Annotated in this window: 54 protein-coding genes and 1 pseudogene; 52 read left to right on the top strand and 3 right to left on the bottom strand. The window is 33.9% G+C overall.

Annotated features, from left to right (window positions below; genetic code table 11):
• The first annotated feature begins 123 nt into the window (after nucleotides 1-123).
• The 12 genes from ACT17O_RS05040 (at nucleotide 124) to ACT17O_RS04985 (ending at nucleotide 5,738) form a co-directional block, all read left to right on the top strand.
• A complete protein-coding gene (locus ACT17O_RS05040) occupies nucleotides 124-480 on the top strand; it encodes a hypothetical protein (protein ID WP_033629686.1) in 357 nt (118 codons plus the stop codon).
• An 18-nt stretch (nucleotides 481-498) separates the two neighbouring features.
• Nucleotides 499-879 carry an RHS domain-containing protein gene (locus ACT17O_RS05035; RefSeq protein ID WP_444817141.1) on the top strand — a complete coding sequence of 127 codons (381 nt, stop codon included), beginning with the start codon at nucleotides 499-501 and terminating at the stop codon, nucleotides 877-879.
• On the top strand, nucleotides 828-947 hold the full coding sequence (locus ACT17O_RS05030) for an RHS repeat-associated core domain-containing protein (protein WP_444817862.1): 120 nt from the start codon (nucleotides 828-830) through the stop codon (nucleotides 945-947). Before ACT17O_RS05035 ends, ACT17O_RS05030 begins: the two co-directional genes overlap by 52 nt.
• 287 nt (nucleotides 948-1,234) lie before the next feature.
• The gene (locus ACT17O_RS05025) at nucleotides 1,235-1,879 is read left to right on the top strand and encodes a hypothetical protein (protein ID WP_444817140.1); all 645 of its coding nucleotides are present in this window, start codon (nucleotides 1,235-1,237) and stop codon (nucleotides 1,877-1,879) included.
• Between the two features lie 104 nt (nucleotides 1,880-1,983).
• Complete coding sequence (locus ACT17O_RS05020; RefSeq protein ID WP_444817139.1) at nucleotides 1,984-2,175, top strand: hypothetical protein; 192 nt, start codon at nucleotides 1,984-1,986, stop codon at nucleotides 2,173-2,175.
• Nucleotides 2,156-2,296, top strand: coding sequence for an RHS repeat-associated core domain-containing protein (locus ACT17O_RS05015; protein ID WP_444817138.1), 141 nt, complete (start codon nucleotides 2,156-2,158; stop codon nucleotides 2,294-2,296). Before ACT17O_RS05020 ends, ACT17O_RS05015 begins: the two co-directional genes overlap by 20 nt.
• A gap of 10 nt (nucleotides 2,297-2,306) precedes the next feature.
• Complete coding sequence (locus ACT17O_RS05010; protein ID WP_444817137.1) at nucleotides 2,307-2,990, top strand: hypothetical protein; 684 nt, start codon at nucleotides 2,307-2,309, stop codon at nucleotides 2,988-2,990.
• Between the two features lie 86 nt (nucleotides 2,991-3,076).
• Entirely contained in the window at nucleotides 3,077-3,400 is a 324-nt protein-coding gene (locus ACT17O_RS05005; RefSeq protein WP_444817861.1) for an RHS domain-containing protein, read from the top strand.
• Between the two features lie 104 nt (nucleotides 3,401-3,504).
• Complete coding sequence (locus tag ACT17O_RS05000; RefSeq protein WP_444817136.1) at nucleotides 3,505-3,891, top strand: ankyrin repeat domain-containing protein; 387 nt, start codon at nucleotides 3,505-3,507, stop codon at nucleotides 3,889-3,891.
• A 115-nt stretch (nucleotides 3,892-4,006) separates the two neighbouring features.
• Nucleotides 4,007-4,522, top strand: a complete 516-nt coding sequence (locus ACT17O_RS04995) for an SMI1/KNR4 family protein (RefSeq protein WP_444817135.1) — start codon at nucleotides 4,007-4,009, stop codon at nucleotides 4,520-4,522.
• A gap of 365 nt (nucleotides 4,523-4,887) precedes the next feature.
• Nucleotides 4,888-5,316 carry a DUF2750 domain-containing protein gene (locus ACT17O_RS04990; protein WP_444817134.1) on the top strand — a complete coding sequence of 143 codons (429 nt, stop codon included), beginning with the start codon at nucleotides 4,888-4,890 and terminating at the stop codon, nucleotides 5,314-5,316.
• A 2-nt stretch (nucleotides 5,317-5,318) separates the two neighbouring features.
• Entirely contained in the window at nucleotides 5,319-5,738 is a 420-nt protein-coding gene (locus ACT17O_RS04985) for a DUF2750 domain-containing protein (RefSeq protein ID WP_444817133.1), read from the top strand.
• Here the strand turns inward: ACT17O_RS04985 and ACT17O_RS04980 are convergent.
• The gene (locus ACT17O_RS04980) at nucleotides 5,718-5,867 is read right to left on the bottom strand and encodes a hypothetical protein (protein WP_444817132.1); all 150 of its coding nucleotides are present in this window, start codon (nucleotides 5,865-5,867) and stop codon (nucleotides 5,718-5,720) included. The two genes, ACT17O_RS04985 and ACT17O_RS04980, sit on opposite strands and share 21 nt — an antisense overlap.
• On the opposite strand from ACT17O_RS04980, the gene ACT17O_RS04975 reads away from it, so the two are divergent.
• From ACT17O_RS04975 to ACT17O_RS04965, 3 genes are all read left to right on the top strand, one after another.
• The gene (locus tag ACT17O_RS04975; RefSeq protein WP_444817860.1) at nucleotides 5,829-6,389 is read left to right on the top strand and encodes an RHS repeat-associated core domain-containing protein; all 561 of its coding nucleotides are present in this window, start codon (nucleotides 5,829-5,831) and stop codon (nucleotides 6,387-6,389) included. The two genes, ACT17O_RS04980 and ACT17O_RS04975, sit on opposite strands and share 39 nt — an antisense overlap.
• Nucleotides 6,386-6,820, top strand: a complete 435-nt coding sequence (locus ACT17O_RS04970; RefSeq protein ID WP_444817131.1) for a CTP synthase — start codon at nucleotides 6,386-6,388, stop codon at nucleotides 6,818-6,820. Before ACT17O_RS04975 ends, ACT17O_RS04970 begins: the two co-directional genes overlap by 4 nt.
• Nucleotides 6,821-7,024: 204 nt before the next feature.
• A complete protein-coding gene (locus tag ACT17O_RS04965) occupies nucleotides 7,025-7,348 on the top strand; it encodes a hypothetical protein (RefSeq protein ID WP_061586988.1) in 324 nt (107 codons plus the stop codon).
• Nucleotides 7,349-7,358: 10 nt separating this feature from the next.
• Here the strand turns inward: ACT17O_RS04965 and ACT17O_RS04960 are convergent, their stop codons facing one another.
• Nucleotides 7,359-7,745 carry a hypothetical protein gene (locus ACT17O_RS04960; protein ID WP_061586987.1) on the bottom strand — a complete coding sequence of 129 codons (387 nt, stop codon included), beginning with the start codon at nucleotides 7,743-7,745 and terminating at the stop codon, nucleotides 7,359-7,361.
• Here ACT17O_RS04960 and ACT17O_RS04955 point away from each other — a divergent pair.
• The 29 genes from ACT17O_RS04955 to ACT17O_RS04815 all read left to right on the top strand — a co-directional run bounded on the left by ACT17O_RS04955 (nucleotide 7,707) and on the right by ACT17O_RS04815 (nucleotide 21,922).
• A complete protein-coding gene (locus ACT17O_RS04955; protein ID WP_231082570.1) occupies nucleotides 7,707-7,820 on the top strand; it encodes a hypothetical protein in 114 nt (37 codons plus the stop codon). The genes ACT17O_RS04960 and ACT17O_RS04955 overlap by 39 nt on opposite strands.
• Before the next feature lie 4 nt (nucleotides 7,821-7,824).
• Nucleotides 7,825-8,205, top strand: a complete 381-nt coding sequence (locus ACT17O_RS04950; protein ID WP_061586986.1) for a hypothetical protein — start codon at nucleotides 7,825-7,827, stop codon at nucleotides 8,203-8,205.
• A 153-nt stretch (nucleotides 8,206-8,358) separates the two neighbouring features.
• A complete protein-coding gene (locus ACT17O_RS04945) occupies nucleotides 8,359-8,442 on the top strand; it encodes an RHS domain-containing protein (protein WP_330996807.1) in 84 nt (27 codons plus the stop codon).
• A complete protein-coding gene (locus ACT17O_RS04940; protein WP_196755702.1) occupies nucleotides 8,427-8,888 on the top strand; it encodes a TNT domain-containing protein in 462 nt (153 codons plus the stop codon). The genes ACT17O_RS04945 and ACT17O_RS04940 overlap by 16 nt, the downstream gene beginning before the upstream one ends.
• A 341-nt stretch (nucleotides 8,889-9,229) precedes the next feature.
• Nucleotides 9,230-9,562 carry a hypothetical protein gene (locus tag ACT17O_RS04935; protein ID WP_061586985.1) on the top strand — a complete coding sequence of 111 codons (333 nt, stop codon included), beginning with the start codon at nucleotides 9,230-9,232 and terminating at the stop codon, nucleotides 9,560-9,562.
• A 288-nt stretch (nucleotides 9,563-9,850) separates the two neighbouring features.
• Nucleotides 9,851-9,901: a hypothetical protein gene (locus ACT17O_RS04930; protein ID WP_231082569.1), complete on the top strand. Its 51-nt coding sequence runs from the start codon at nucleotides 9,851-9,853 to the stop codon at nucleotides 9,899-9,901.
• A gap of 50 nt (nucleotides 9,902-9,951) precedes the next feature.
• On the top strand, nucleotides 9,952-10,275 hold the full coding sequence (locus ACT17O_RS04925; protein WP_061586984.1) for a hypothetical protein: 324 nt from the start codon (nucleotides 9,952-9,954) through the stop codon (nucleotides 10,273-10,275).
• Nucleotides 10,276-10,348: 73 nt separating this feature from the next.
• Nucleotides 10,349-10,582: a DUF7660 family protein gene (locus tag ACT17O_RS04920; RefSeq protein WP_045615755.1), complete on the top strand. Its 234-nt coding sequence runs from the start codon at nucleotides 10,349-10,351 to the stop codon at nucleotides 10,580-10,582.
• A gap of 145 nt (nucleotides 10,583-10,727) precedes the next feature.
• The gene (locus tag ACT17O_RS04915) at nucleotides 10,728-11,120 is read left to right on the top strand and encodes a hypothetical protein (protein WP_061586983.1); all 393 of its coding nucleotides are present in this window, start codon (nucleotides 10,728-10,730) and stop codon (nucleotides 11,118-11,120) included.
• A 192-nt stretch (nucleotides 11,121-11,312) separates the two neighbouring features.
• Complete coding sequence (locus ACT17O_RS04910; RefSeq protein ID WP_444817130.1) at nucleotides 11,313-11,435, top strand: RHS domain-containing protein; 123 nt, start codon at nucleotides 11,313-11,315, stop codon at nucleotides 11,433-11,435.
• A gap of 27 nt (nucleotides 11,436-11,462) precedes the next feature.
• Entirely contained in the window at nucleotides 11,463-11,648 is a 186-nt protein-coding gene (locus ACT17O_RS04905; protein WP_444817859.1) for an RHS repeat-associated core domain-containing protein, read from the top strand.
• Between the two features lie 21 nt (nucleotides 11,649-11,669).
• A complete protein-coding gene (locus tag ACT17O_RS04900; protein WP_444817129.1) occupies nucleotides 11,670-12,056 on the top strand; it encodes a hypothetical protein in 387 nt (128 codons plus the stop codon).
• Nucleotides 12,056-12,367, top strand: a complete 312-nt coding sequence (locus ACT17O_RS04895; protein WP_444817128.1) for a hypothetical protein — start codon at nucleotides 12,056-12,058, stop codon at nucleotides 12,365-12,367. Before ACT17O_RS04900 ends, ACT17O_RS04895 begins: the two co-directional genes overlap by 1 nt.
• The gene (locus ACT17O_RS04890; protein ID WP_444817127.1) at nucleotides 12,354-12,770 is read left to right on the top strand and encodes a cytochrome C biogenesis protein; all 417 of its coding nucleotides are present in this window, start codon (nucleotides 12,354-12,356) and stop codon (nucleotides 12,768-12,770) included. The genes ACT17O_RS04895 and ACT17O_RS04890 overlap by 14 nt, the downstream gene beginning before the upstream one ends.
• Nucleotides 12,771-12,935: 165 nt before the next feature.
• On the top strand, nucleotides 12,936-12,983 hold the full coding sequence (locus ACT17O_RS04885) for a hypothetical protein (RefSeq protein WP_444817858.1): 48 nt from the start codon (nucleotides 12,936-12,938) through the stop codon (nucleotides 12,981-12,983).
• A gap of 144 nt (nucleotides 12,984-13,127) precedes the next feature.
• Entirely contained in the window at nucleotides 13,128-13,643 is a 516-nt protein-coding gene (locus ACT17O_RS04880) for an HNH endonuclease (protein ID WP_444817126.1), read from the top strand.
• A gap of 23 nt (nucleotides 13,644-13,666) precedes the next feature.
• Complete coding sequence (locus ACT17O_RS04875) at nucleotides 13,667-14,035, top strand: DUF7716 domain-containing protein (protein WP_444817125.1); 369 nt, start codon at nucleotides 13,667-13,669, stop codon at nucleotides 14,033-14,035.
• Between the two features lie 286 nt (nucleotides 14,036-14,321).
• On the top strand, nucleotides 14,322-14,858 hold the full coding sequence (locus tag ACT17O_RS04870; RefSeq protein WP_444817124.1) for a hypothetical protein: 537 nt from the start codon (nucleotides 14,322-14,324) through the stop codon (nucleotides 14,856-14,858).
• A gap of 470 nt (nucleotides 14,859-15,328) precedes the next feature.
• Nucleotides 15,329-15,730, top strand: coding sequence for a hypothetical protein (locus tag ACT17O_RS04865; RefSeq protein WP_444817123.1), 402 nt, complete (start codon nucleotides 15,329-15,331; stop codon nucleotides 15,728-15,730).
• Between the two features lie 129 nt (nucleotides 15,731-15,859).
• Nucleotides 15,860-16,294, top strand: coding sequence for an SMI1/KNR4 family protein (locus ACT17O_RS04860; RefSeq protein ID WP_444817122.1), 435 nt, complete (start codon nucleotides 15,860-15,862; stop codon nucleotides 16,292-16,294).
• Nucleotides 16,295-16,473: 179 nt separating this feature from the next.
• Entirely contained in the window at nucleotides 16,474-16,791 is a 318-nt protein-coding gene (locus ACT17O_RS04855; RefSeq protein WP_444817121.1) for a hypothetical protein, read from the top strand.
• A gap of 475 nt (nucleotides 16,792-17,266) precedes the next feature.
• Entirely contained in the window at nucleotides 17,267-17,551 is a 285-nt protein-coding gene (gene relB, locus ACT17O_RS04850; RefSeq protein WP_033629679.1) for a type II toxin-antitoxin system RelB/ParD family antitoxin, read from the top strand.
• Nucleotides 17,541-17,894: a type II toxin-antitoxin system RelE/ParE family toxin gene (locus ACT17O_RS04845; protein ID WP_006148324.1), complete on the top strand. Its 354-nt coding sequence runs from the start codon at nucleotides 17,541-17,543 to the stop codon at nucleotides 17,892-17,894. Before relB ends, ACT17O_RS04845 begins: the two co-directional genes overlap by 11 nt.
• Nucleotides 17,895-18,072: 178 nt before the next feature.
• Nucleotides 18,073-18,351, top strand: coding sequence for a hypothetical protein (locus ACT17O_RS04840; RefSeq protein WP_444817120.1), 279 nt, complete (start codon nucleotides 18,073-18,075; stop codon nucleotides 18,349-18,351).
• A 149-nt stretch (nucleotides 18,352-18,500) separates the two neighbouring features.
• Nucleotides 18,501-18,983: an SMI1/KNR4 family protein gene (locus ACT17O_RS04835; RefSeq protein WP_444817119.1), complete on the top strand. Its 483-nt coding sequence runs from the start codon at nucleotides 18,501-18,503 to the stop codon at nucleotides 18,981-18,983.
• Nucleotides 18,984-19,339: 356 nt separating this feature from the next.
• Nucleotides 19,340-19,975, top strand: a complete 636-nt coding sequence (locus ACT17O_RS04830; RefSeq protein ID WP_444817118.1) for an Imm43 family immunity protein — start codon at nucleotides 19,340-19,342, stop codon at nucleotides 19,973-19,975.
• Between the two features lie 196 nt (nucleotides 19,976-20,171).
• A complete protein-coding gene (locus ACT17O_RS04825) occupies nucleotides 20,172-20,753 on the top strand; it encodes an RHS repeat domain-containing protein (RefSeq protein WP_444817117.1) in 582 nt (193 codons plus the stop codon).
• A gap of 19 nt (nucleotides 20,754-20,772) precedes the next feature.
• Nucleotides 20,773-21,159 carry an ankyrin repeat domain-containing protein gene (locus tag ACT17O_RS04820; protein WP_045594904.1) on the top strand — a complete coding sequence of 129 codons (387 nt, stop codon included), beginning with the start codon at nucleotides 20,773-20,775 and terminating at the stop codon, nucleotides 21,157-21,159.
• A gap of 181 nt (nucleotides 21,160-21,340) precedes the next feature.
• Nucleotides 21,341-21,922, top strand: a complete 582-nt coding sequence (locus tag ACT17O_RS04815; protein ID WP_444817116.1) for an Imm26 family immunity protein — start codon at nucleotides 21,341-21,343, stop codon at nucleotides 21,920-21,922.
• Here ACT17O_RS04815 and ACT17O_RS04810 read toward each other — a convergent pair.
• Nucleotides 21,873-22,214 carry a hypothetical protein gene (locus ACT17O_RS04810; protein ID WP_444817115.1) on the bottom strand — a complete coding sequence of 114 codons (342 nt, stop codon included), beginning with the start codon at nucleotides 22,212-22,214 and terminating at the stop codon, nucleotides 21,873-21,875. The two genes, ACT17O_RS04815 and ACT17O_RS04810, sit on opposite strands and share 50 nt — an antisense overlap.
• A 30-nt stretch (nucleotides 22,215-22,244) precedes the next feature.
• Between ACT17O_RS04810 and ACT17O_RS04805 the strand changes: the two genes are divergently transcribed.
• The 8 genes and pseudogenes from ACT17O_RS04805 to ACT17O_RS04770 all read left to right on the top strand — a co-directional run bounded on the left by ACT17O_RS04805 (nucleotide 22,245) and on the right by ACT17O_RS04770 (nucleotide 26,193).
• Nucleotides 22,245-22,544 (top strand): hypothetical protein, encoded by a 300-nt coding sequence (locus ACT17O_RS04805; protein ID WP_444817114.1) that lies wholly within the window; start codon nucleotides 22,245-22,247, stop codon nucleotides 22,542-22,544.
• Nucleotides 22,545-22,578: 34 nt separating this feature from the next.
• Nucleotides 22,579-22,725: pseudogene (locus ACT17O_RS04800) on the top strand (HNH endonuclease); the annotation flags it as partial.
• Nucleotides 22,726-22,762: 37 nt separating this feature from the next.
• Nucleotides 22,763-23,248 (top strand): SMI1/KNR4 family protein, encoded by a 486-nt coding sequence (locus tag ACT17O_RS04795; RefSeq protein WP_444817849.1) that lies wholly within the window; start codon nucleotides 22,763-22,765, stop codon nucleotides 23,246-23,248.
• A gap of 317 nt (nucleotides 23,249-23,565) precedes the next feature.
• Nucleotides 23,566-23,952, top strand: coding sequence for an ankyrin repeat domain-containing protein (locus ACT17O_RS04790; protein ID WP_444817848.1), 387 nt, complete (start codon nucleotides 23,566-23,568; stop codon nucleotides 23,950-23,952).
• 57 nt (nucleotides 23,953-24,009) lie between these two features.
• The gene (locus ACT17O_RS04785) at nucleotides 24,010-24,777 is read left to right on the top strand and encodes a hypothetical protein (protein WP_444817847.1); all 768 of its coding nucleotides are present in this window, start codon (nucleotides 24,010-24,012) and stop codon (nucleotides 24,775-24,777) included.
• 78 nt (nucleotides 24,778-24,855) lie between these two features.
• Nucleotides 24,856-25,338 carry a hypothetical protein gene (locus tag ACT17O_RS04780; protein WP_444817846.1) on the top strand — a complete coding sequence of 161 codons (483 nt, stop codon included), beginning with the start codon at nucleotides 24,856-24,858 and terminating at the stop codon, nucleotides 25,336-25,338.
• Between the two features lie 13 nt (nucleotides 25,339-25,351).
• Nucleotides 25,352-25,693 (top strand): hypothetical protein, encoded by a 342-nt coding sequence (locus ACT17O_RS04775; RefSeq protein ID WP_444817845.1) that lies wholly within the window; start codon nucleotides 25,352-25,354, stop codon nucleotides 25,691-25,693.
• 68 nt (nucleotides 25,694-25,761) lie between these two features.
• Nucleotides 25,762-26,193: a DUF4265 domain-containing protein gene (locus tag ACT17O_RS04770; protein WP_414338398.1), complete on the top strand. Its 432-nt coding sequence runs from the start codon at nucleotides 25,762-25,764 to the stop codon at nucleotides 26,191-26,193.
• Nucleotide 26,194 lies beyond the last annotated feature (1 nt).

The raw sequence follows: 26,194 nt of genomic DNA, 5'->3' as shown, positions 1-26,194 counted from the left end.
GCCCGTATGAAACCTCCAATACTGACGTATGGTGTGTGCGGTACACACGCGTTTTCTGTTTTTCAGACGACCACTGTAATGAAATAAAACTTAAATTAAATTTTAAATAATTGAGAAAATAAGATGGATATGCCAATTATTGTGAATGATAATGGAGATATTAGTTTGTTTGCCAATATCAAAGATGCAGAATTATATTTAGAACCAGACGATATCAAACAAAATTTCTATGAAATATTTAATAGAAATGGAGATTTATTAAAACCAATTATATTAAAAAATAGTAAAAAATTTCTTTTTGGTAACTTTATAAAGGAGAATATACAAATAACACCACATATTCCTAATATAAATGATAGAGAATATTTATTCAAGCTATTATTTAATTTTTGTAATAATATTAAACTTGAAGTTCCAAAGGAAATTAATCTAAATGATTTAATTGATAAATTGATCAAAGAAATTGGCTTTACTAAATAATCGTATACCGACGGCGAAGTGCAGAACTACTTCTACGATCTGCATGACCACCTGGTTAAAGCCGAAATCTTCAAAAAAGACGGCACGAAAGAGACTTGGGCCTACACCTACGAACCTTTGGAACAGATACATAACTGGACCAATGAAGAAGGCGAAAACCGCCAACAAACCCACTACTTCCACTGCGACCAAATCGGCATCCCGCGTGAGATGATCAATGACGAAGGCAACCTGGTTTGGTTCGGCGATTATTACGGCTGGGGTAACCTGAAGAGCGAAACCAACATATCCGGAACTGCTCACCAACCCTTCCGCCTGCAAAACAATACGCCGACCGTGAGACGGGGCTGCATTACAACTTCTTCAGGTACTATGAGCCTGATGCGGTTCGGTTTGTGAATCAGGTCCCGATTGGATTGATGGGTGGGGACAACTTTTATGAATTCTCATCAAATATAAATAGTTGATTTGATTCTTTAGTATTAAAGAAATGGAACTTTTGATTTTTTATTAGACAGTATCATGATAAACATGCCAATGAAATATTTGCTGGAGGAACAGAAGGAAGGAGATTAAAAGCAAATCCTAAAGAGAAATGTCCTAAAGAACAGGAAATTAGGGTATATGATAAACGTTATAGATGATCCATCTAAGGCCCCAGAGATGAAGCCTTTACTAGAAAAAATGAGAAAAGGTAATATCCCGTGGGCTTTTGGTAGTAAAGCACTTTTTTTAATAATTATAGGAATGTAAGATGAGCTTTAATAATAATGTGAAGAATTTAAATTTATTTCTAATTGATAATGGCTTCAAGCTTTATCCAGAATGTTCTGGAAAATATAAATCTTGGGTCAAAGAGCTTGATGATGAACATTTAGTCTATATGTACATATATTGTATAGAACATAAAGAAGGTTCTCAAACATGCTATTTAATAATTTCTTTACCTAGAGCAGATGATGATGCTTGGGTGGTAAGCCCATTAGCTTTTGGAGTGCAAATCAGTAAAAGTTGGGATGGCGATAAAGATTTTTTCAATAAATGTATTAATCGTCTTGATAATATTATGTCACCAGCAGCATATCTGAAGGATGCGATAATTAATGAGATAAACTCAATGAGTTGCATTTCTACTGACTCATCTGATTCTAATTTTTTGGGAATTAGACAATTAACTAATCTGAAAGCCTTCAAAAAGCTTAAAGAACATAAAGATTTCTCTGAATTATCTGCTAAGAGTAAAGATTTATGGGTTAATGGAAAAGAAATTCTTCGTTTGGATGTGAATTTGGTTAAATCTTGTTATGAACCGTATAGTGATGAGATTGTTATGGAATATATCGATGACTATTCTTGGGAGCTAAGTGTTATATTGGCGACGTATAGTGTATTTAAATAATTTATTCTCACCAACGCGCTGGGTCATACCTTGGCCTACACCTACAACAAAACCGACAACAAACTCACTACTTCCACTGCGACCAAATCGGCATCCCAAGAGAGATGACCGATAAAGACGGCAATCTGATTTGGTTCGGGGATTATTACGGCTGGGGCAAACTGAAGAGCGAAACCAACATATCCGGAACTGCTCACCAACCCTTCCGATTGCAAAACCAGTATGTCGACCGTGAGACGGGGCTGCATTACAACCTGATGAGCTATTACGAACCTGATGAGCTATTACGAACCTGATGCGGGTCGGTTTGTGAATCAGGATCCGATTGGGCTTTCAGGCAGAGACAATCTGTATCAGTTTGTTCCTAATGCGCAAACAGGCAATAAAATTTGCAAAAAAAAAAATAAATGCTATTGAGGAAATTTAAATGTCAAAATTACTTTTTACTTCTTCTAAAACGCCACATAGTATTGGCTATATTGGAGGAGGAGCCGAACATATTCCGTTAGAATTATGGCCTAAAGTTCCAAATTCTGATACCTATCAAACACATCTGTTTACTCTTTATTCTGACTTTTTACCTGAAAATGTATTCCCTCGTAGAAATTATTATATCTCTGTTTTTATTTCCATAGAGGAGCATGCATTGGGAGGAGCAAAAGACTCTATTTCATCCAAATATACTGTTAATTGTCAGGATGATTTAATTTTACTAAATGATGATTTTAGTTGTGCTGTCCTTTATGAAAGGGAACAAGATATCAACAAGCAAGATTTAGGAAGTATTTCTTTGGAAAGAAAATTTTTTGAAAGACTTGATGAAGTTGATAAAGAAGCAGATACGAAATACAATGAAAATGAACATTTATTCTTTGAAGATAATGGAATGGGATTGGATGTATCCAAAATTTTTGGCAATCCTTATTTTGAACAAGATATAATATATCCTTCTCCTAAGTTTAATTTTTGCTTGCAATTATTAGAAGAAGATATAGATAAAAAATTACATATTTTTCAGAATGGTATTGGTTATTTTTATTATGACCAAAATGTTAAGAAGAAACTTCTATCTGGAAGTCAAGCAGGTATTTTCTTTATTCAAAATACTTAATAATTAATATAAAACCTTCAGTCCCGACGTAGGGTATGTGAGGTACGCACGCAAGCGGTTTTTGCTTTTCAGACGACCTTTGTTGTATTGCGTTCAACCACAGCTACACCTACGATGCACTGGGTAACCTGATCTACCGCCAGCTGCCCAATGTCGAAACCAGTACTACCAATACGATTTCGAAAACCAACTCGTCCGCACCGAAATCAAAAAGCCGCCAACAAACCTACTACTTCCACTGCGACCAAATCGGCATCCCGCGCGAAATGACCGACATTCATGGCAATCTCCTGTGGTACGGTGAATACACCGCTTGGGGCCGTCTAAAATATTTCTTCAATAACAATCTAGGCCAAAACCGCCTACGAATACGGTCAGGACGGTCATACTCAAAAAATACAAGAACTTAAAAACAGATTAAACAATCTAAAAAAGAGCATAAAAAAATTGTGTCACGAGTATTAAATAAAATCCAGATATTAAATTTATCAACATAGAACTATAGGTATTGTTAATGAAAAAAGAATTATTATGTATTTTAAAAAAATATGAAACGCATCCTGATTTTTTGGGTGACACTATTGAAGATGTAAATCAAGTAGGTGGTATAGATGATACAGTTTTACATATTGCAGCCAGAAATAATTCTTTAAATGATGCTCTTGTATTTCTTCAAAATGGTGCATTAATCGATCTTAAGGGTGACTTAGGATATACCCCCCTACATTATGCATGCATGTTTGGAAATATAGAAATGGTGAAATTACTCCTTGATAATGGATCTGATAAAAATATACAAAATGAATTTGGGGAAAATGCTGTTAGAATTGCAATTAACTCATCCAGTGAAAATAAAGAGAAGATAGTTAAACTATTAAATAATTTTAAAAAACGTAATTAAAAAATTAATTATAAATCAATCTTGGTGGGCTATAGCATGCATGAACTCCCTAATCTTAACAATATGGTATTGAAGGAAATATGCTTCTATCAAAAAATTTATGGAGGATACTTTTGTGTTCAAATTAAAATTATTTCCCGAGGATTTTTTTAATCTATGTATTAAGCGTAAAGTAGAAATTAAAAAGTTAGATAAACTTCCCAAGTTAGATAATAACTATTTGTTATTTATTGCTAAGTATCAGGAGGTAGAGATAATACCTGATATTTCTCTTTTTAATTATGAAGAGGCTTTAAATGAAAATAGATACTTAGAGAGTCATTATCCCGAAATATCAAGGTGTTTTTGGAGTATTGGACAAGCGGGACAAGGAGATGGATGGTTTTTAAATAAAATAGATAATACCATTTTTCATTATAATCATGATAGTGGAGAATATACCAGATCTGGATTTACAAATTTAGGGATAGATTTCTCACAATTTATCCAGTTGGCTTTCTTATACCGAGATTTAGAACACCTATTAGATGAAGGAGAGACACTTACGGATAATGTAAAAGCTGAGTTTATAAATTCAGTAAATAGTATAAGTAATAATTTGTTTAATATTTATCCATTTAAGTATTTTTAATTAGAAGATTCAATAAATTTATTAAGCAAGCCCTAGCTCGTATGAAACCTTCAATTTTGAAGTAGTTTGCCTGCGGGTCGAACGCACGCGGTTTTTGCTTTTCAGACAATCTTAATATCTTCTTTGAGGTCGTCTGAACTATTTGTTCTTTAACAATCTCATTACCATTAGTAATGACATTCTATCTAGAGGTCGTTTTCTCTGATAACTGAGAAACTAATTGACTTAGACAAATACAGGAAAGGATATATATTATGTTGAAAATATCAAATAATTCGTTAAATGGGATTGTATCGGGTCAAAAAATGTAGTGGAAAATCTGAGCAAGAAATCAAAGACGCACGGAAATAGAAAGGATTTAAATAATGGGCCTGCCAAAACAAGCAATTGATTCAATTGTTAAATTATCAGCTAAAGAAAGATTGGATTATTCTATTAAAACTATATCCGGTATTGAAACTTTATACCTCCTAGATGGAAAGGATGACTGGATATGTTTGCAAGATGATGAAGGAAAAGAATATCTAATGATCTTTCCAGAATCTGAATTTGCTGAGTTAGCCCTCCAATGGAATCCTCAAGCATTGAGAATAGATGAAATAGAACTAGAGAACTTCTTAGAAGATACTGTTCCTTTAATGTCTGAAAGTAATATTAGATTAGTTATTTTTCCTATAGATGAAAAAACAGAAACTATAATTTTGGATCCAATTGAATTTGCTAAGATGATCAATGATTATTTTTATGAGTGGTATGGTGAAGAATTTGATTTACCTTATTTATTAGGAGGTTAACAATGGGTTTACATGAAAAAGAAATAAATGCAATTCTTAATTTGTACAGTCAAGAACGTTATGAGCATACTTTAAAAAGGATAACTGATTCTGGAGTTTTATATGTTTTAGCAGACAAAGACGGAGATTGGATATTATGGGGAGATGAGAAAAATTCATCTTTAGCCATATGGCCTGAATTAGAATTTGCAAGAATTATGTCAAATTCTGAAGATAAGAATTCTGATATTTATGAAATTGAGATAGAAGAATTTTTAGAGGATGGCATACCATGGTTGATAGAAAATAAAATAGGTATAGCTGTCTTTCCGATTCCTCATAATCCTGAAACAATTGATATGAAGGCTATTCAGTTTGCCGCCTCAGTCAATAAAATCTTAGATGAAAGTTATGATGAGGCCTTAGATTTGCCTTATCTTTAAACGAATGGTCAGTTCGAAATCCAACCGAACCGTAAAGGTCATCTGAAAGAGGAAACCAAGGTAACGGATAGCGCGTACCAGCACTTCCGCCTGCAAAACCAGTACGCTGACCGTGAGACGGGGCTGCATTACAACTTCTTCAGGTACTATGAGCCTGATGCGGGGCGGTTTGTGAATCAGGATCCGATCAAATTGAAGGGTGGGAATAATTTTTATCAATTTGCACCGAATTCCATTGGGTGGATTGATACTTTAGGTTTAGCACGTAGAGGAACTTACAGAGGAGAGAGAGGGAGCCATAAAGGAGGAGAAACTAATCACTCTCCAGCTTGGGGAGCATATAAAGATTTACCAAATAGACCATCTTATGGTTCTGCACCTGCGTATCATATGGATAAAGCAGATCATAGAGGCATGTCAAGTACAGGGAGTTCAACTACTGCTCGTCGTTGGAGAGCGCAACAAAGACAATTTATCCTTCAAGGTCGATGGGATTTGGCTATGGAGATGGATATTATTGAGACTAAGAGGAAATTTATAGATAAATATGATAAGAGATTGAGAAGGATGGTGCGAGAAGCCGTTAGACAGAAATTAATCACTAAATATCAAGCATCTAAACTAAGAAAGGTCATTGGAAAATGCAAGTGAATGAAGTTAAAATTATTCCTTTTAAAGGCATAGATTTAGGTAATCGTTTTTTTCAACTTGGAAATACGATGGAGCAAATTATTGCTAAATATGGAAAGGCAGCAAAGGTTATAGAAGATAACATTCTTAAAATTACTTCTGAATATAGAGATGCCTGCACATTAGAATATAAAAATAATAAATTAGTTAGCATTATTTGTAGTAAACATCTGAATCCAATATTTGATAATTTAAATCTTTTTGAGCCTGAAAATATTAAAGAATTAAAAGAAGAATATGATTGCATTGATGGAAAAGCATATATTACATTTCCCACTTTAGGTATTTCCATAGGTGGCATGTCCAAAAAAAGGATACCTGAAGGTAAAGTTGTTATAGTCTTCGTAAAAGAGGAGATAGATACTTATGAATTTTTTGCTAATGAGGATTGAGAAGCTGTTGCTCGTGTAAATCCAAGCCGTAGCCTGCATAAACTCTTAAGTCCTGACGTAGAGGGTGGGCGGTATGCACGCACGCGGTCTCTGCCTTTCAGACGACCTCTGTCAAATCGCCTAACCCGAATGCGACGCACAGCCTCACTTCCGTCACCTTCAGATGAATTATTTGAAATTATTTGATTACCTTAGGAGATAATCATGGATATAACACTATTTAATTTTCGAACATTTTGGGAAGCAAATGCTGATGAAGATTATCGTGAAGATATTATCAGAATGTCTATTGCACTTATGACGTTTCTCAAAAACAATAACTTACTTGTTGATATTGACCCATTTAATGAGGATGGCTCTATCAAAGAAGATTTGATCATCCGAAAATCCAATGTAACCGATGAAGGATTCCAATTATTTGTTAAACCAGTAAATAACTGGTGGAATGCTTTGGATAGGGGAACTCCTCCCGAGAAAGTTACTATTTTGGAGAATGGGTTGAAAAAAATTCGTGCTGCGAAAAAGTAATTTTATATTTTCAGACGTCCTCTACAAAATAACCTCTCCCGACTTCGGCGCACGGTTGCTGTTCGCCGAAGTCGATTCCGGCTGCGGCATTTACCAACTGGTCGCACAGCTCGACGGCAGATATACCTATCTCTACACCGACCCGGATTCCTACGAACCCTTGACACAGGTACACAACTGAACCATTGAAGAAGGCGAAAGCTGCCAACAGACTCACTACTACCACTGCGACCAAATCGGTATTCCAAAAGAGATGACCGACATCAGTGGCAATCTGTTGTGGGACGGCGAATACACCGCCTAGGGTAGTCTGAAAGATGAAACCAAGGTAACGGATAGCGCGTACCAGCACTTCCGCCTGCAAAACCAGTACGCTGAACGTGAGACAGAGCTGCATTACAGCTTCCTCACGTACTATGAGCCTGATGCGGGGCAGTTTGTAAATCAGGATCCTATCAAATTGAAAGGATAGAGTCATGAAATCTAATGCCAACATTTCAATAAATGACAGTATGTATATTTCTAAAACTGATCTGGAAAAGTTAAAAATTGATGCTTCCTCTGGCAATAGTCAAGCAGCATCAAAATTAGCTAATTATTTTGCTTTTTATGAATTTAACAATGATAAATTTATATTTTGGTTAATTCGATCAGCCGAATTAGGTAATACTCAAGCACAATATGATTTGGCCTATATATTCTTTGATCATTACCAAGACAGTAAAGACAAAAACAAATTAGACGAAGCGGAAAAATGGGCTCTACTTGCTCAAAAAAATGGGATGTCTGTTACTAACCTACTCACTGATATACATAATGAAAAGCAGAATTCCAAACATAAACATAAAAACAAATAGTTAAAATAAAAAACTAACCAAGCTAGCGTATAAATCCCTGAGTAAACATGGGGTGAATCAAGCAAGCCGTAGCCCGCATAAACCTTCAGTTCTTACGAAACCTTGGCGCAAGTCCACGACTGGTCAACCGAAGACGGCGAAAGCTAACAACAAATCCACTACTTCCACTGCGACCAAATCGGCATCCCACGTGATATGACCGATAAGGACGGTAAGCTGCTGTGGCTCGGCAACTAGGAACACCATATCCTATGAGAGCCTTACCTCCTGGTTCTAATCAAAAGCCTTATACCATATATAGGGTACTGAAACCAATTGATAATGTAACTGCAAGTAAAATTATGCCGTTGTTCGGAGAGATTGGATTAGGGACACAGTATGAATTACCAAAATCTGTTAAATCATATAGAATCTTGGCATCTGGAAGAGGTGAAAATAGGAAAATGTTAAAAATTAATGAATTGAATTCATATCTTAAAAATAAAGGAGTACCAGAAGATAGTTACTCAATCAATGAAGTAAATGATGAAACATTATGTATTGTTGCAGAAAATAAAAAATGGCATATATTCTATTCTGAAAGAGGATTAAGAACCGAAGAATATTGTTACCAAGATGAACATTTGGCAATTCTATATTTTATAAATCGGTTATCAAAAATGTTAAAATTTTCTTTCGAATGAAAAAAGCAAACTGTAGCTTGTATGAAACTTTTAATTATGGTATGGGGTATGTGCGTAACATACACGCGGCTTCTACTTTTTAAGCGACATCTAAACCTTCTTTGAAGGCGTCTGAGCTATCGATTCTTTAACAATTTCATTACTGATTGATGTAGAGTTCGTCTGAAAACATACTTTCAGGCGAACTCTACCAAATTTCTCTCTTGTTGGTTACACCACAAACTACAGCTACAACGCCCAATGGCTGCAAGTAGACCTATGTGTGGCAGTTGTCAAAAAGGTGCTAAACGTAGGGGTATACTACGCCGTGTAATTACCGCATATAAAAAATAAGGATTTTTATGGAACCACAAAATTTATCAAATGAAATCTTATTAGAAGATATTTTAGATACTAATGAATATGTACATTCTGAAAAAAGAAACTTGGTAAAAGCCGTAATAGAACATTTTCCTCCACATTCTGTTATTTACTTTCTAGAATTTGTTGAAAATTCTACCTATGAAAATAAATATTATGGGTATATTTTTAATAAAACAGAGAATAAAATTTATCAATTTTCTTTTATAGATAATATAAAATTCAAAAATGTAAAATTAAATCTAAGGCATAAAGACAGGAAAAAGCTCACAAAAAAAGATATTTTAGCTTTGGACATCATTGATTTATTGTAAATGTAGTCTGCAAGCGTAGTTTGTGTTACCAACGCCAGCAAGGCGTAACATATATAAAATTTTTAATTCTGGCGTGGTGAGCGCAGTACGTTCCTATGTAGTTTCTGTCTTTCAGACGACCTCGAAGAGGAAACCGGATTCGTTTGGGACGGCAGATATACCTATATCTACACCGATCCCGACAGCTACGACCCCTTGGCGCAAGTCCACGACTGGTCAACCGAAGACGGCGAAAGCCGCCAACAAATCCACTACTTCCACTGCGACCAAATCGGTATTCCAAAAGAGATGACCGACATCCACGGCAATCTGTTGTGGGATGGCAACTATAAAGCTTAGTTCATGTTGACGGAATATCCGAAATTATTCGATTACCTTAGGAGATTATCATGGATATAACACTATTTAATTTTCGGACATTTTGGGAAGCAAATGCTGATGAAGATTATCGTGAAGATATTATCAGAATGTCTATTGCACTTATGACGTTTCTCAAAAACAATAACTTACTTGTTGATATTGACCCATTTAACGAGGATGGCTCTATCAAAGAAGATTTGATCATCCGAAAATCCAATGTAACCGATGAAGGATTCCAATTATTTGTTAAACCAGTAAATAACTGGTGGAATGCTTTGGATAGGGGAACTCCTCCCGAGAAAGTTACTATTTTAGAGAATGGGTTGAAAAAAATTCGTGCTACGAAAAAGTAATTTTATATTTTCATACGGCCTCAATATCTCTTTTGAGGCCGTATGAAAGACATTGTTCGAGGAGGACTATATTATGGAAATTAAAAATAGAGATGACTTTCTAGTTTTTTTAAAAGAATTCATTACTGAAATTCATACAGAAGATTTTGAAAATAATACACTAGATAGCTTTTTAGAAGCCATGAAAAATTGGATTGAAGATATGGATGGATACTATAAAAATATAGGTGTGAGAGAATATAACGACAAAACTTTAAATTGGAGTATGTTAGCAGATATTTTGAATGCATCACGAATATATGAATAGCAATAAGTAAACGTAGGTTGAACTGAGTTCAGTCTACTATAGTTTGGATTGAATTCCAATAAAGAGGACCATTAATCCAAACATCTCAAGTACAAGCCATATTCAATAAAGTTGGTCAATTAGTTTCAATTCGGGGGAAATTTAAATGAATAAAAAGTATAAAGTCAGTCCTGAATATATCAGACTTTTTCTTGGACTATTACACGAAGGTATAGATAGCAAACTTGAAGACTTATCAGGTCTGAATTTGGTTAATCGAAATAGTGTAAAGAGATTAGTCAAAGAATATCTGTACCCCGAGTATCAAAATTTTACAATATCAACCCAATTCAGAATTAAAGAAAGTTTGAGATTTGGATTAAATTTCTGGACAGAAGAACGACTACATGACCAATTTCCTAGTACCGACGCAGCCTTTGAAATACCTCAACAAATGACCGCAAAAGAACTTTATAAGCAAATTTGGGATGATATGTTTAATAATGAAGATATCACTATTTCTGATATAACAAAATATCAGGAATCGAACCAAAATTAGCAATCCGTAGCCCGTACGAAACCTCCAATCCCGACGTAAAGTCTGCGTGGTACACACGCACGCGGCTTCTGCTTCTCAGACAGCCTCGAAGAGGAACTTGGATTCGTTTGGGACGGCAGCCATTTACCGCAAGAAATCCAACCGGACAGCAGGTATACCTATATCTACACCGATCCCGACAGTTACGAACCCTTGGCACAGATCCACAACCGGACCAACGAAGAAGGCGAAAACCGCCAACAAACCCACTACTTCCACTGCGACCAAATCGGCATCCCGCGCGATATGACTGATAAGGACGGCAATTTGTTGTAGTTCGGCAACTACACCGGCTGGGGCCGTCTGAAAGAGGAAACCAAGGTAACGGATAGCGCATATCAGCCCTTCCGTTTGCAAAACCAGTACGCCGACCGTGAAACGGGTCTGCACTACAACTTCTTCAGGTATTACGAGCCTGAGGCGGGGCAGTTTGTGAATCAGGACCCGATTGGGTTTTCTTGGCGGATAAACACAAAAATATATGAATGACTTAGAAAGGTTAATACGACAATGAATCAGGAGCAATTTATAAAAAAGACTAATATAGTTTTAGTCGAAATTGATAAAATGATTAATAATTGTGATGAATATAGTTATACAAATAAACAGCAGTTAGTTTCTATAAAAAATGAACTATATGACATGATGAATTATCTAAATTCAGAAACTATTTTTCAACAAAAAAAAGGAAAAGAATTTTTATTGTCTCGGATAGTAATTGATTCTTGGCCATTTAATAATGAGGTTGGTCAACTCCTTGTAGAATTAGAAGAAGATTTCAATTCTTTGACAAGAAAAAATATAAAAATGTCTAAGTTAAAAATTTTGAATGAAACCCCTTTAGAATTTCAAGAAAAAATTTTTTTGACGAATGGGAAATCAGTTACCTTGAATTGATGGAAGTAAATCAAGGTTCTCCCTTAGTTGGAAGTCTATCCATTAACGGTCAAGTTATTATTAAAGAACAGGGGTTTGGAGGGCCTTTGTTGTATTCCAATAGAAAAATATATATTCCAGTTTTCATTAGACGATTTTGCCTTGTTGGATTTAGGCTTGCAATATTAAATCTAGATGATTTATCAATTGAGTATATTGGAGGTATCGAAGACTTGGTTTATCTGAAAGAGATAAAAGATAATAGAATTTATTTCTATACAGATATATATAAAAGCACAGAAAAGAATTTAACTTTATATGACCAAATATAACTCAAGGCTATGCTGTAAACATCATAGCCAAAAGACTTCCATATTAATTAAATTTAAAGAATTTATTCAAAAGTATTGGATCAGTATTTTAATTTCTTGGTTTTTCATTTGGTTATGGATGGCTTATTATGGGGATAAGACGATAGTTAAGTTGGTCGTGTTTCCGATTATCTCTTTCTTTCTAGTTATTTTATTTCATTTGGAATTAGAAAGAAAAAATATTAAATATCTATCCATAATTCAAATGTTAATTGGGATGTTGCTGGGATTAGCTATACAAATCAAAAGAGAGAATTTTATGCTCCTTGAAGGATTGATATTCGGAGGAATTTGGGGATTAACAACACCCTTTTGGGTAAAAATATTTTTATTTTTAAGAAAAAAGATAGGAAATTATGTATAATAAAGCATAAGAAGGCCATTACGTCATTGCTGCGCTTGACGGTTCAATAGCACTGCGTTTTACGCCTTTGGTGGTCGTGGAAGATGGTTCTGATGAAGATTCCACCCTCTTCCCTTTGGTCACGGTAGAAGATGCCAACAAACCCACTACTTCCACTGCGACCAAATCGGCATCCCAAGAGAAATGACCGACATCCACGGCAACCTGGTTTGATTCGGGGATTATTAGTCTGAAAGAGGAAACCAAGGTAACGGATAGCGCATATCACCCCTTCCGTTTGCAAAACCAGTATTGAGACCGTGAGAGGGACTGCACTACAACTTCTTCAGATACTACGAGCCTGAGGCCGGGCGGTTTGTGAACCAGGACCCGATTGGGTTGGATGGTGGAGATAATAGGTATCAGTTTGCTCCGAGTGTACAGGCTTGGGTTGACCCGTTAGGATTAGCTACTCGACCTAATAATGGGAAATACCATATTTTCTTTGACCATAAGTTAGATTCAGGAATTAGATATTCAAGTGATACTGTGCAATTTAATGATGCAAATAAGGCATTTATTAAAAAAATGGAATCTAATCCATCATTTAAACGGGATATGCTTAATCGTTATCCTGAATTAAAAGAATGGATGAAATCTGGAGATATGAGTTCAAGTCCCAATTGGGGAAAAGGTAAAAATAAACAGGGACTAACGTGGCATCATCATGAGGATACGAAAAGGTTGGTACTGGTTGATTATAATGACCATAGAAGAAATCATGGTCTATATCACCCACAAAGAAAAGGCGGAAGAAGTATATGGGGAGGTGGTAGACCAGGTCGGCGAGGAAAATTAAACGGTCGCACTAGTAAACCATTAGGTAAATGTTAATTTAATCATAGAAGGAACAAAAAATGAATTTAGATAAATTTTATAGAAGAAAAATTAGTATATCAGAAGTTATTGAATGTGCTAGATTATTCAATGATGATGATACTGATAAATTTGCCAAATTTCCATACATATATATTTCTTCTGATGAAGATGAGAGTATTTTTGATTTAGAGACGGTTTGTTATTTGGATAACGGTCCAAAAATAATAGATGGAAAAGAAGTTTTTCCTGATTTTGTAAACGAAAATGGATTAGATATTTTATGTAGTGGGGATGTATTTATGGATGTTTACGATGACTTAGATGAACGGTATCCAAATTTTACAAAAGATCAATTTATTGATGCTCTAAATTATTACATGGATAATGATGATTACATTGAATTTTAAAATCTATATTTAGGTATTATTTCAGATTTACTCTCTACGATTACGGTTATATTAGCGTAAGAAAACTTATCTACATTACAATCTGATACGTTACTATGAGCCTCAAACTAGGCAGTTTGTTTAATCAGGAGTTGATTGGGTTGTTGAGTAGAAATAACCTTTTTTCAGACTACCTTAATATTTTTTTATTAAAGTCGTCTGAAACATTTGTTCTTTAAATAAACAATCTACAAATATACTTGTGCTGCACCAATTTCTAAAAGTAATGGTAAGAAAGGAAAAAATGATGACTCTTTATCAAATATACTCTGCTGTTGATAATGAAGAAGCGTATGTGGACTTAAAACAGGATGATAGAAAAAGTGTAGAATTTATTAATTACAATAAAGGTAATTATACAGATGAAGCAGTTTTTATAGCTCAGAGTGGATATACCTCCAAAAATATTTCTAATACAGATTATATTCAAACAATTCCTAAAATGTTATTGTTCTCTGAAACTTTCATTAATAAATTGGCTGATAAATTAAAAAATGAATTAGATTTTTTTCCAGCTAAACTTAGAATCAAGAATGATGAATTTAAAGTTTTTCTTGGAAAAATTAAATTAACTGCTAGATTAGTAGATATGGAAAAATCAAATTTTTATGAAATAGATGGAGAGAAGTTTATTGATTATCCACCTATATTTTTAGAAAATATATCTGGTTTTGAGTTTTGTGCAAAAGATATAAATGATGATTTAATTTGGGCTTTTTCTGATAAATTCAAAGAATTAGTTGTTAGTAATAATTTGAAGATGGAATTTCTTCCTTTAACATGAAATACTCTGTAAGCAAGTTATAGCCAACTGTAGCCAGCACGAATCCTCCAATCCTTGGCATAAGTACGCAACTGGACCAACGAAGACGGAGAAAACAGCCAGCAAACCCACTACTTCTACTACGACCGAAATCGGCATTCCAAGAGTGATAACCTATGACGAAGGCAATCTGGTTTGGTTCGGCAACGACACCAGCTGGTGTCGTCTAAAAGAGTGAAACCAACATATCCGGAACTGCTCACCCACCCTTCCACCTGCAAAACCAGTATGCTGACCGTGAGACAGAGTTCCACTACAACTTCTTCAGGTGTTAACAGCCTGAAGTGGATCGGTTTGTGAATCAGGACCCGATTGGGTTGTTGGGTGGGGAGAATTAGTATGCTTTTGCGCCGAATTACAATTTATAGTGCATTCAGAAGAGGTTCAAAAAGTTAAATCGAAAAAATTAAAAGAAAGGGAAAGTTTTAGAAATGTCTAAGTTAAAAATTTTTCTTGAAACTCCTTTAGACTTTCAAGAAAAAAATTTTTTTGACAAATGGGAAGTTAGTTACCTTGATTTGATGGAAGTTAATCAAGGTTCTCCCCTAGTTGGAAGTCTGTCCATTAACGGTCAAGTTATTATTCAAGAACAGGGCTTTGGAGGGCCGTTGTTGTATTTCAATAGAAAAATATATATTCCTGTTTTCATTAGACGATTTTGCCTTGTTGGATTTAGGCTTGCAATATTAAGTTTAGATGATTTATCCATTGAGTATATTGGAGGTATCGAAGACTTGGTTTATCTGAAAGAGATAAAAGATAATAGAATTTATTTCTATACAGATATATATAAAAGCACAGAAAAGAATTTAACTTTATATGAACAAATATAACTCAAGGATATGCTGTAAACATCATAGCCAAAGGACTTCCATGTTAATTAAATATAAAGAATTTATTCAATGGAAACGCGAGTTCTGGTACGACCAAGCTTTAAAAGAATTATCAAGAAGAGGTATTTAATGATTAGCCAAGAAACAATGAATCTACTTATTAAATATTTTCAAGATTACCCTGAGCTTAAAGGGATACCCGCTAGTAGTGAGGAAATCAAACATGCTGAAAATATTTTAGGAATAAAATTTCACGATGATTACATTGAATTTATTAAAAAATTCGGCGGCGCAAGCGCTGGTTTGGATATCCATGCTTTCCATAATTCAACATTAATTGGAAAAGAAACAGTTATCGAATTAACTCAGGGATTTCAAAAACTTTTAGAATTATATGAACAACCAATGAATAAACTTTATGCAATATCAGATGATGGTTCAGGCAATCCTATTTTAATGGATCAACAGGGACATATTTTTATTTATTATCATGATTCATCAGAAATGGAAATGTTATATGAATCACTTGAAAACTTATTTAAAGAAACATTGTTGGGTGAATAGCAAACTGTAGCCCGCATGGAAACTCCAATCCCGACGTAAAGTCTTCGCGGTACGCACGCGGTTCCTGTTTTTCAAACGACCTCACTATCCTCTTTAAGGTCGTCTGAAATATTGGTTCTTTAACAATCTCATTACCAGTCATTTACAAAATGTAGTTTCTCGAGGAGCATTATAATATTATGGAAATTAAAAAAGAGTCTAACGACTATATTATTAAATTTAACAACCATGAAGTCTTAGTTTTTTTTGAATGGCTTGTTAAGTTCGTTGAAAATAATGAAATTATTGATGAAGCTGAGCAAAAAATATTATATGACTTAGAATGCTTATTAGAATCCACATTAGAAGAACCTTTTATGGAAGATTATAAAGATCTAATACATATTGCTAAAAAATCTATTATTAATAATAACCAATTTATTGAGACGAGCCTCAATAAATTGGTTAAAGTCAAAATCTTCAAGAAAGACGGAGAAGCTTCAGACGGCCTCGAATAGTAAACTGGATTCGTTTCCCCGATTCCTACGAGCCTTAAGCACAGGTTCGAGATTGGTCAATCGAAGACGGCGAAAACCGCCAACAAACCCACTACTTCCACTGCGACCAAATGGCATTCCGCGTGAGATGACTGATTTTCCTGGTAATCTCTTGTGGTACGACGAATACACCGCTTGAGGTCGTCTAGCGGATTTATAAGAACGCACATCCCAAGAGGGCTTTATACAAAAATCGCCTTATATTCTTCTTGTTATTGAGGATATTGATACCTTTAAAACTGGAGTTATTAATCTCTTTAATGACTTACTTGATCCTTATAAAAAGTATCTGATTTATCGTGATTTTATCAAAACATATCGCAATATGACTCCGATTGAAATAACTTAGTTCTGTCATCAAACAGAACTTTTTTTCTTGATTAAAGTCTACATCTAGTATATAATCAATCTATAACGTATAGATTGGAGATATATCATGGCTATAACTTTATCGAAACAATACAATTTTAAACTGAATGAAGCCACTATGGAACAAGCTCGAAAAATTATCAAGGAAAAGGGAATGACAATGACAGATGCTATTTCTTTATTTGTGGAGCAAATAGTCCTAGAGCAAGATTTGCCTATTAAGACGGCCGAAGATCTACATAGAGAACAGTTGATTGAAGAATTACAAGCCCAATCTGAGCGTGCCTTGAGAGAATACGAGGCAGGCGAAGGAACTTCCCTAGACGATATGAGGGTACGTTATGGCTTATAAAGTGATTGCTTCAAAAGAGGTCGAGGAAGCTATCGACAATATACACGACTATATAGCTACGGTACTTCTATCCCCTCAATCCGCCAAAAATACTGTGGCTAAAATCTTAGACAGCTTAAAAAGTTTAGAGATTTTTCCTGAAGCAGGCTTTGACGCTGATGAGAAAATCGGAGTAAAGATTAACAGCAAGTATCCCTCACGAGGAAAAATTATAGACCAATATGTTTTGCTTTACTTTATTGACCAAAAACGAAACACTGTTTTTTTATCTCACCTATTCCACACTAAAAGTGACTACGTCACTTTGTTACAAAAAGACAATATAAAAAGGCCAAATACTTGAGACAACTTTCTTAAGTTTATAAGCTACGAAAACTTAATTTTTGCTACCGTCTTGGTTTAACAATACAGTATATATAATATTTTACAGCTATATCCCCTTTAGAAACGTGATTTAATAAAGATTTAAACACTATAGAGTATATCTTTGTAAAATACGGTTTAAAAATGGAGCAAGTAGAATGAAAAAGTTACTGATTGGAATGATTGGAACTATTTTGCTTTTGACAGGAGCTTTAAAAATGTCACAACAACTTACAAAAAATACTCAATATAATGATTTGACTGTTAGATACTATTTAGGAATGACTTTTCCTAAGTATAACCATCCTGCAAAATTGTATGATGAAATCAATTTAGATAAGGTAGACAATATCCGAAAAAGCAAAGAGGCTATATCTTATTATATTGGGTTTTATAAAGATGGAAAATTAATTAAGTTTGAGAAATATATCATATGATAATAAAGTAATGGATTTTGCTTATGAATATGATGAGAGGGGAAATCTAATCAAAATTTATAACAATAACATTGAGGTAGGAAAACCGCTCCAAAAGAGAATAGAGAAGAAAAAAACTGGTGCTTGTTAAATTGTTAAAGGAGATTGTTATGCTTAGTTTTTATGATTGCGATAAAAATTTATCTGAAAATGATTTCAATGACGTTGAAAAAAAATTAGAAGTATCTTTTCCAGCTTCATTCAAGTCACATTACTTCAAATGGAATGGAGGTACTCCCAATCTTTCATGTTTTGTCAATGATACTATCGATTTTGACTATATTGAAATTCGCGACTTCATTCCAATGAAATATTCTAAGCAGTTTGAGGATGATCCAGATTTCACATTGGAAGGAAGAACAATAAATGAATGGGAACTTAATGAGTTACCTATAAATCTGATTCCTTTTGCTTTTGATTGGGGAGGGAATTACCTATGTTTAGAAAAAAATAGTTGGCAGATTATTTATTATGTAAGGGATGTATGGAGTGAAAATATATCAAGAGAAGCTAATTTTAAAAAAAATTCAATTATCATTGCGAAATCATTTGATGAGTTTTTAAATTGTTTAGAAGAAAATCCTGATGATTAATAAACTGGCGTAGCGTCGTGTATATATAGTAAGTGTAACAAGCCATAGCTCGCATGAAGCCTTCAATCTCGAAGTAGGATGTGTACAGTAAGCATGAGATTTCTGTTTTTCAGACGACCTCTACCAAATCGCATCCTCTGACGACGGCTACGGCGATTTGACCGCCGTTTATGGACGTGACGGCAAAAACTGCGCGGTTTCTCCTACCACAACCATATCATGGTCGATTACAGGTACAAGTGCGACAGCGTGTACAAGATTTACAAGAAAGATTAAAAAAACGTTTGAGTCAGTCCATATCTGTTGGAGAATGTTCATCTACCAACTCACCCAAACGATTAGATTAGGAGTGTATTATGAAGAAATTGATGGTGTGGGGATATGCCCTACAAAGCATGGATAAAGCAGCAAAAATGGGGTTACCACGTGTAAGTAGTGGTGTTCTAGGTATATCAGAGAAGTTTAACCCTAAAAAAACGCATCCTGATTTTGACTTTCCATGGAGTTGGTTTGTAAAGGGACAAGAAATTCCTCCAATGCCTGAAAAGGTTTATGTCTGCTTGAAAAAAGCCCGAGGTGTTACTTTTGATTTTCTTCCATATAATGATTTCTTTATCATGTCAGCTCATTTTTTGGAATTTATTAAAAAATACGGATTTGATCATGATTTTGGAATGAGTAAAGCAATTATTGTCAATACAAAAGGTGAGTTATTGACGAATGAAGTCTATTATTTAGTAAGAATAGTTGATTGGGAAATTGAGGATGAAATTGTTTACCCAGATTTAGCATTAGATGAAGATGATTATTCACTGGAGGCATATACTAATTCAGATAAGGATATTTTATTGTCTACCAATTATAATTATTCAGGAGCATTTATGGTGTCAGAAAATTTAAAAGAAAAAATATTGGAAAACTTTTCTTTGCCTTTTCTTTATTCTTTGGAAGAGTGGAAGGAATTAAATAATTCAGACTTTTATTGGGATTAATATAAATCAAAGAAGTGTTGGATGAACTTTTTTCCATCCCAACATCTACTCCTTCTCCCGTGGGAGAGGGCTGGGGAGAGGGCAAAACGATAGCTACGAACCGCTCGCGCAAGTCCGCGATTGGACAACCGAAGACGGCGAAAGCCACCAGCAAACCCACTACTTCCACTGCGACCAAATCGGCATCCCAAGAGAGATGACCGATAAGGACGGCAATTTGCTGTGGTTCGGCAACTATACCGGCTGGGGTTGTCTGAAAGAGGAAACCAAGGTAACGGATAGCGAATACCAGCCCTTCCGCCTGCAAAACCAATACGCCGACCGCGAGACGGGGCTGCATTACAACTTCTTCAGGTACTATGAGCCTGATGCGGGGCGGTTTATCAACCAAGACCCGATTAAATATTTGGGGGGTGAAAATTTTTATACTTATGCATTTAATATCACGAGTTGGGTAGATTATTTAGGATTAAATCCTTTTAAAATTTATTCGCGTTTGCGACAAATATTTAACAAAGCAAATAAAAAAAGTAAAAAACCTGATAAACGCGACCAAGAATATCAATTAGCAAAAAGATTCTGTGATACTCCTGTTTCACCTCAAGCATCCAGATGTGCAACCCTAAGTGCACAAATTAATCATGCCAAAAGATGTATTGAGTTATATACTAATTGGGATAGAAAATGGCAGCCTGGAAGACATACAATCAAAATAAACGATTGGAAAAACAGATTAAATGTTTTAAAAGAAAAAGCAAAAGCTGAATGTTCTAGATAAAATTGTTTGGAGAGTAAATATGAATAATCTTTTAACAAAACTTTTTTTGAAATACCAAGACTACCCTAGTTTTTTTAGTAGTAATCCTATCACCTCAGTACATGACTTAGGTTCTATGGGAGAAACATTATTAAATTTAGCAGTTAATTCTCAATCTAAAAAAGATGTTATCTTGCTAATAGAAAATGGAGCTAATGTCAATAAACAGGGCGAATTAAATTTTACTCCTATTCAAAATGCTTGCCTTCACGGAAATATTGATATTATTGAAATTCTTTTAAAGAATGGTGCTAAAACAAATATAAAAAATGAGTTTGGATATGACGCAAAGCATTATGCAACGGAAGAATACCATGATAAAAAAAAATCTAAAGAGATAATGAATTTATTGAGAAATTATAAGTAATTGATTAAATCATATTAATGGCGAGCCAACAAAACCGTAATAAGGTCGCTGCATTACAACTTCTTCAGGTATTACGAGCCTGATGCGGGCGGTTTGTTAATGAAGAGACCATATTCTCAAAAATGGTTGTAAAAATCTTTCAATAATTTGACATTATATGCTATAGAAAAGGAAAAGTATTATGAAAATCTTTAATTGGGAAAAAAACAGAACTTTATATAGATATCTTAAGAATGGTGATTTATTTTGTTTTAAAATAGCTGATAAATTATTCGGTTACGGTAGAATAATCGCTAAAAATAAGCTTGGTGCCACTGTAGGAATTTTTGATTTGTTTACTTCAAGCCCAGTTGAGCTATTCGATTATAAAAATGCTGGAAATTACCCAATTTTATTCAAAACCGTTTTAGACTGTCATACCTTATTTGAATCAAAGCTAGAGTCAGACTGGCGGATAATTGCTCAAGATCCCGATTACCAAGATCCAACCCCAAGTGAAATTACTTCCATTAATCCTGCTTTAGGAGTGGCTCACAATGCAGATTTTTCCATTGCACAAAAAATAGATGAAGAGGAAGGTAAACAAAGAATATTCGAGAGAATTGAATTACGTGAAACACCAAGAAGTCATTATCATATCCTAAGTTTGCTTATTCGTTATAAACCAGAAATTTTTAATTTACCTATTGAATCATTTGCAGAATTTGGAGATTTTATTTCGGATGAGTTTCAAAAAATTCACCACCGGAATTTAAAAGAGTAAAACGCAAGCCGTAGCCTGCACAAAACCTCCAGTTCTGACGTAAAGTGTAAGCGGTACGTACGCACGCGGTTTCGCCTATCGAAATCACATCAATGAATACGGAGAAAGCCGTCAGCAAACCCACTACTTCCACTGCGACCAGATTGGCATCCCGAGAGAGATGACCAATAGCAAAGGTAATCTGGTTTGGTTCGGCAACTACACCGCCTGGAGTCGTCTGAAAAAGGATGGGGAATAATTCATCCATCCAAAAAAGGAGCCCATATTGTTCCTGCATTGCCTGATATAACATAAATTCTATATTATATTGGAGAAATTAATTATGATAAAACAAGAAATTATTCTAAGTATGCAAATGGCTTTTCTTGGGGCAATTTGTAACAAAGTCAGACTTATTGCATTTGATATGACCGAAGAATTATTTGCTCTTTATGTATATATTGATTCACCACTGACAGATGATGAGTATGAAGCAATAGATTGTGCAGTTACAGATGTATTGGCTGATTTTCCAAATTTTCTATATGAAAAAATATATATTATTGAAAATAATGATAATATTCTTTCATTAAATATATACAAAGGATGCTTTTTTATGAGATTTGAAAATAAAATTGATTAAATAACGCGTTGTAAAAAAAACAGCAAAGGATAAATATGGTGCAAGGGCTCCTCCAGGGTTTGTGTGGCATCATGATACAGGAGGGATGATGAGGCTACTTCCTAAAGATGTACATAATTCTGTGAAACATACAGGTAGTGTGGCTCAACATCAAACACGGAAGGGAAAAGGAAAGTGTTAAATAACTTAGTAAAATTAATAATAGGAGTGATTTGAAAGTGAATATTAAATTTAAAAAATTCGGTTTAAGCCCAGAAGACATACAACAGATGAAAAATTATGGAATTTTGCCAGATAAGAGGACTTTAAAAAGTTTAAGTAAAGCATATAATTCAAGTAACCCAAATATCAAAGATATTATTGAATTTCAAGATAAATTAGGTTTTAAGATTGATACAGATTATGTTGATTTTTTACTTAGAAATAATGGAGGGGTTCCATCAAAGGTTAGAATAAAAGGTAATAAGATAGTTATTGATCATTTTCTGTCTTTTAAGTCTGATTATAAACTTAACTCTATCATTGATATATATCCCGATTTTCAACAATATGGATTGCCTATTGCAAAAACTCCTTCTGGTGATAGTATCATTTTGTCTTCAGATGGAAAAATTCGTTTTTTTAATCATAATATCGACTCTATCGATGAAGAGATCGGAGTGATTGCAGATAATTTTTTAGAATTGCTTGAAAAATTATATTAGTAATCTATACCCTGTATAAAGCAAGCCGTTGCCTGCACAAAACCTCCAGTTAGGACGTAGGATATGTTCAGTATGCACACACTTTCTGTTTTTCAAGCGACCTCAATCCTTTTTTCTAGGTAGTCTGAAACATTTATTCCGTAACAATCTAAGCCAAAACCGCCTATGAATACGGCCAAGACAGTCATACTCAAAAAATACAAGAACGTAAAAACAGATTCAACAATCTAAAAAAAGAGCATAAAGAATATTGTGTCACAAGTATTAAATAAACTCCAGATATTAGATTTATCAACTTAGAACTATAGGTACTGTTAATGAAAAAAGAATTATTATGTATTTTAAAAAAATATGAAACGCATCCTGATTTTTTAGGTGACACTATTGAAGATATAAATCAAGTAGGAGGTATGGATGATACAGTTTTACATATTGCAGCCAGAAATAATTCTTTAAATGATGCTCTTGTATTTCTTCAAAATGGGGCATTGATTGATCTTAAAGGAGACTTAGGATATACACCCCTACATTATGCATGCATGTTTGGAAATATAGAAATGGTGAAATTACTCCTTGACAATGGATCTGATAAAAATATACAAAATGAATTTGGAGAAAATGCCATTAGAATTGCAATTAACTCATCCAGCAAAAATAAAGAGAAGATAATAAAACTATTAAATAATTTTAATAAACGTAAATAAAAAATAGATAATAAATCAATCAAATGGTGCCACACCTTAAAATGTAGAAAGTAAGACATGATAAAAAACAATCTAATTTTATTAATTAAAAATCAAATGTCAGATAAACAAAAAAATGAAAATGCCTTACATTTAAACACACTTTTACTAACCTCAATAGAAAACCCTAGTATAGATAATGATTGTTTCATAGAATTATTTAGCTATTATTCTAATATATCCCAAGGTGAAGTGAGTGAACTATTTAATTTACTGCAATCTTTAACCAAAGATGAAATCAATATCATTTATGATTTTTTAGAATATATTTCAAAGTTTGTCAAAGACTTAGGGGTATATTGTGAATTTGAAAAATTTCTTACGGAGGTAAAATATATACAAGAACGAAATTATCTAGAGGAAAAAATTAGGACTACTTTTCCAGTTTTCAAAGTTGATAAAAATAACATCATAAGTTTTGATGATAGTGATAACTCTTATATATTTTCTATAACGCAACTATCTACTAAAACTTGGATTGAGATAACATACGATGATTTTCTCTCAATACTTGAATCATTAGAGTGGCAAGCATATACTAATAAGGCTATATTATATTTTACTCCTTGCTGTTTAAAATATATTTTTTCTAATTTATCTAAATTTTATTTATATGGTTACGTTGTTGAATTTTTATATATTGCCCTAAGAAACCAAAGTATGATATTTAACACTACTCAAATCAACTTAATCATTAATTTTTTAAAATTAATCCAAAATTTTAACCAGGAAATTAGTGTCGAAACACAAAAAAAAATAATAAGTACTATCCAACTTTGTTTATAACTTCCGGGAAGCAAGGACATACTTTCCCGTACCGTCACCAAACTAGCCTGGCCGATGCGCCATTCTTCCTCAGTTACAATGAGCAAACGCTATATCGTGCGCACCGGCGATATGTTCCATATGAACGGCAAGTTCAATAAAAGATCCCCCGTCCAATCTGACCAAGACGCGATTAGGTTGCTAGGGGGCCTTAACCTTTATCAACTTGCATCGAATACGCAAGGATGGGTTGATTGGTTAGGTCTATCCCAAAAATTAACTAAAGGCATCGTATATCGAATGGGTTCTGCAACTGATAATACTTTAACTCAAAGACCTGGGAAGGATACTTTAAGTGGCTTATCTACATCAATGGATAAACCTACTGGAAAATGCCAAGCAATTGATGTTTCAAAACTTGAAAAATCAGGACTTGAGGCCATTAATGATCATGGAAATCATGTATCCATTCGGCCAATTAATGCCCCTGGTTTTATAAAATTGAAGGAATGGGCTTCTACTAGGGGAACAGATGTCACACATTCATTTACGCAAGCAGTCAAAAATGCAATAATTAAATAAACGGAGGTTTAAAATGGAAATTAATAAAATAATTGAACATTTTACAAAATTAAGAGAAACTCAAGCTTCAAATGATAAAATTCTTAAAGCGGATTTAGATATTTACTTAAAACAATCTAGTTTAAGAATTGTATTCAGTCTACTTTTAAAGGAAAATATTCTTATATACGACGATAATGATGAAATAGTTTTAGAGTTATTTATAAATCGAGAGAATTCAAAAGGAATGGTTGATATATCTGACTCAAGAGGATATTATTTTTTCAAAGACAAAGAAATAACTATTTGCAATGAAAATATTAGTTATTTGGAAGAATTAATGTATGATTCTATAAAGAATATTACTAAAGTTTAACTTAACCAAGTGCGAGTTGTTAAATTAAGTTCCTACAGTAGGTAGCAAGGTTATATAAGGTAATGAAAATGAAAAAGCTTTTTTTAAATCTAGAAGTAATTGATGGTTATCCTCCAGTATCTATGGAAAGCATTTGGGCAGAAGTGACTGAAGAAGGCTATCTTAAAATAAATAATATTCCTTTTTATAGCAAAGAAATCTCTTTAGGTGATATTGTTAGTGGAATACAAACGGAAGAAAATTACTTATTCTATGATAAAACGATAATTCATAGTCAAAATAGTACATTGCGGATTGTTTTCTTTAATGAAAATCAGAAATTTAAAGATAAAATACTAACGAAACTAATAGATCTTGGATGTGAGTTTGAAGCATTTAATGTAAATTTCTATGCGATAAACATCCCAATTCCAGTAGATATAGAAGAAATATATCTTTTCTTAGATGAGTTTGTGGAAACTGACGATTTAGATTATGACACAGGGTATTTGGCACAATAAT

Origin of the sequence: Streptococcus sp. HJ1 (genome assembly GCF_052399005.1) — a bacterium.
Classification (GTDB): Bacteria; Bacillota; Bacilli; order Lactobacillales; family Streptococcaceae; genus Streptococcus.
The sequence above is the reverse complement of the archived record's forward strand: the minus strand, read 5'-3'. Positions and strand labels throughout refer to the sequence as shown.